General features: G+C 50.8%; 1 protein-coding gene. It reads left to right on the top strand.

Annotated features, from left to right (window positions below):
• Positions 1-4,242, top strand: a 4,242-nt coding sequence (locus tag N483_RS17925; protein WP_155735416.1) for an amino acid adenylation domain-containing protein, incomplete at both ends; no start/stop codon positions are given.

Genomic DNA, 4,242 nt, shown 5'->3' on the forward strand with positions numbered 1-4,242 from the left:
ATAGCGCAATTGGCCATCGAGCTAAGTGAACTCAGTGACGAAGATAAAATCCCGCAAGTAGTCAGTGGTGCAACACCTCTGTTACCCATTCAACAGGCCTACTTTGCAAGACAGCCAAGCAATGTGAATCACTGGAACCAAGCGATCCGTTTAACACCGCCGGCACCAATTACCTTGGCCGCACTCAATGAGAGTGTACAAGCCTTAATAAAACATCACGATAGCTTGCGTTTGCAATATCAACATCAAGGCACGTGGCAGCAAACCTATCGCGACTACGACGAGGCCGATTATCGTGAAGTGGTATGGTATCAAACCACCACCGACGAGGCATTTGACACCTACTTGGCCAATGCCGCTGAGCAGGCACAAGCCAGCTTAAATATTCAACGCGCCGATTCCTTGCGAGTGCTGTATGTCCACAGTGAGACCCGTCAGGCACTGATCTTAATTGCCCACCACCTAGTGATTGATGGCGTATCGTGGCGAATTTTAGTCGATGACTTACTGCAAGGCATTGAACAGGCCGCTGCTGGCAAGTCGATTGCGCTGGCGTTAAAGAGCCATAGTTATCAATATTGGGCGCAGCAGATCCAAACTTATCCAAGTAGTCATCAAAGTGAATTTGAACTTTGGCAAAACCAGCACAGCGATGCGCTTGTATTGCCAAACTTTGTCGCTGAAGGCGATGACACCATGCACAGTGCCCAAACCATTCAAGTGGCACTGAGTGAAGAGCAAACACAAGCGTTATTATCACAGGCACAGCGTCCATATCGCACGCATATTGACGAATTATTGTTGGCGTCATTAAGTGTGGCCCTTAAACAGTGGACTGGCAGTAACGAAGCACAGGTATTTTTAGAAGGCCACGGCCGTGAACCGTGGCAATCTCAGCTTGATTTAAGCCGCACCTTGGGGTGGTTCACCGCACTTTACCCGGTGAAATTGACCAGCCACCATGAAATCGCAGACACCATTATTGCCACCAAAGAGCGTTTACGTGCCTTGCCAAACAAAGGCATTGGTTATGGTGCATTCAAATATTATGGCAGCGAGGCACAGCAACAAGCACTGCACACTGCGCGCAAGCCTCAAATCGAATTTAACTACCTAGGTCAGCTCGATGCCAATGCTCATGGGCAATTGGCTGATTGGCAAATGAGCACAGATGGTGTTGGCAGCAGTATTGCCGCACAAAACCCACTCAGTGCGGATATCGCCATCAATGGCGCAATCCAAAATGGGGTGCTGAACTTGGCCATCACCTACAGTGGTGCCTGTTTAGAGAAGTCTGATATGGCGGAGTTTGCCCAGCGCCTCGAACAGGCGTTGACACAGGTGATAGCGCACTGCAGTGACGCCAATACACGTTTGACCCCTGCGGATGTACCGCTGTTATCCTTGAGCCAAACAGAGCTAGATGCGCTGCCTATTGCACAGCAAACCGTGTCCAGCATTTATCCGCTCTCAGCCATGCAGCAGGGCATGATGTTCCACTCGATGGTTGAGCAAAGTGCCGCGTATTTAAATCAGTTGCGACTCGATATCAGCGGCCTTGATGTCACGCGCTTTAAAGCGGCATGGCAGCAAGTGGTAGATAGACATGATGCGCTGCGCACTGGGTTTATTTCCACCACATCACAACAGTTACAATACGTGGTGGCGGGCCATCAAATTGCCTTTAATGAGCTGGATTGGCAGTCAGAGCCGACAAAATCGACTGAGCAGTTGGCCCACTCAATTTTAGAGCAAGGCTTTGCGGTGACCGAAGAGGTGGGCTTAATGTCATTCACTCTAGTTCAGCAAGGGCCACAGCAGCATCACTTTATTTGGACCTATCACCATATGCTGCTCGATGGCTGGAGTAGCACCGCGGTGTTGGCTGAAGTCATGATGGCATATCAAGGCCAAGCCTTGCCACAGCCTGGGGGCCAGTATCAAGATTATCTTGCATATCTAGCCACGCAAGATGACGCGGCGGGTGATGACTATTGGCAGACTAGACTTGCACAGTTAAACGACGCATCTTATCTGAGTGAACTGCAAAATCGTGATGCATTGGATAGCAACCTAGGTTATGCACAGCACACATTACAGCTTGATGAGCAGCAAGCGGCGCAATTACAGCGTTTTGCACAGCAACAGCAGATCACTGTCAACACCGTACTGCAGGGCGCGTGGTCACTGTTATTGGGTCGTATGTTGAATAAATCGGCGGTGTGTTTTGGTGCGACGACATCAGGTCGACCGGCCGATCTGGCGGGCAGTGACAGTACGGTGGGGTTATTTATCAATACCCTGCCGGTGATCAGCACACTGGACAATGAACAGCTTGTTGGACACTGGCTAAAAGCCCGCCAGCAAGACAGTATGCAAAGCCGTGAATTTGAACACACACCTCTGTATCAAATCCAAAAACTGGCAGATGGGCAAGTCAGTTTTGACCAGCAAGGTCTATTTGATAGCTTGTTGATTTTTGAAAACTACCCGATCTCCGAGTCTTTGGGTGCAGATGAACTGGATGGCGCTAGATTCTCACTGGTTGAAAACCGTGAAGAAACCAATTATCCCCTCACGGTGTTTGTTGAAACCGCACAGGGTTTGACTGTCAACTTTGCCTATCAAGGTTGGCGTTTAAGTGCCAAGTTGGTTGCGCAACTTGCCACCAATTTGGCGCGCTTGCTAGAGGCGTTGCAATCACAGGTGGATAAACCGCTGGGCCACATTCAATTATTAGATGCACAGGCGCAGGCAAGTGTGCAACAACTGGGGGTTGGCCAGCAGCAAGTATTACCACAACAGGATGCATTGGCGCTGTTTGAACAGCAGGCAAAGCACACGCCAGCGGCCATTGCGGTGCGCAATGAACACAACGCGCAGATAAGTTATGCCGAGCTTGATGAGCGTGCGAACCAGCTAGCCCATGGGTTGCTGGCAGCCGGGTTAACCGCAGAGATGCCGGTGGCGGTGAGCATGACCCGAGGCATTGAAATGATCTTGGCGATTTTAGCGGTGAGCAAAGCCGGTGGTGTATATGTGCCAATCGCAGTGGAACTACCTGACGAGCGCCGAGATTATATTTGCCAACACAGTGGCGCGAAGCTGGCACTGACGAATACCGCTATGGCATTTGCCGATGAGGTGACTTGCTTAAATGTGGCGGAGCTGTCATTCGATACCTACCCGCAAAGCAAACCGAGCGCGGTGCGCCATCATGACCAGCTGGTGTATACGCTGTATACCTCGGGATCGACAGGACTGCCGAAAGGGGTGGCCATCAGTCATGGCAACCTACTTAATTTCTTATTGGGCATGCAGCAACAATTGGGTCTTAAAGGGGCGCAGAATGCACTGGCGTTGACCTCATTGTCCTTTGACATTTCCGGGTTGGAAATATACTTGCCACTGATAAGTGGTGGCACAGTAACCGTGGCACAAAACGCCACCACCCTCACGCCAGAATTATTGGCCGAGCAAGATCTATTGCAAGCGACACCAGCGGGCTGGCGCAGTCTACTGGAACTGGATTTACTCACCGCAGTACAGGGCAAATTCGCCTTGTGCGGGGGAGAAGCACTGCCGGCAGAATTGGTCGATGACTTGGCGGCAACGGGGGTCACACTTTGGAACATGTACGGACCGACGGAAACCACGATTTGGTCCAGTTGTTACCCGGTTACGCAGACACCGGTGCACTTGGGTGAGGCAACGCTGAATACGCAATTGTATGTGTTAGATAATCAACTGAATCTGTGTCCACAGAGGGTGGCGGGTGAGCTGTATATCGCGGGAGCCGGATTGGCGCGCGGGTACTTGTCTCGTCCAGAGCTCAGTGCTGAACGTTTTGTGGCAAACCCGTTTGCGGATGATGGCAGTCGTTTATATCGTACCGGCGATTTGGTGCGTTGGAATCATCAAGGTGAACTAGAATATCTAGGTCGAACAGATCATCAAGTTAAGATCCGGGGTTATCGCATAGAGTTGGGCGACATTGAAGCCCAGCTGTATCGCTGCGTAGGTGTCAGTGAAGCGGTGGTAGTTGATGATGACAGCACGGGCAGTACACAGTTAGTGGGCTATGTATCTGGTGAGCAGTTGGATACAGAGACCATAGGTGCAGCGCTCAGTGAGCGATTACCAGATTATATGGTGCCAGCGCTGATAGTGGTGCTGGATACAATGCCACACAATAGCAATGGTAAAATTGATAGAAAAGCCCTACCTAAACCACAGTGGCAG

Origin of the sequence: Pseudoalteromonas luteoviolacea NCIMB 1944 (assembly GCF_001625565.1) — a bacterium.
Lineage (GTDB): Bacteria > Pseudomonadota > Gammaproteobacteria > Enterobacterales > Alteromonadaceae > Pseudoalteromonas > Pseudoalteromonas luteoviolacea_F.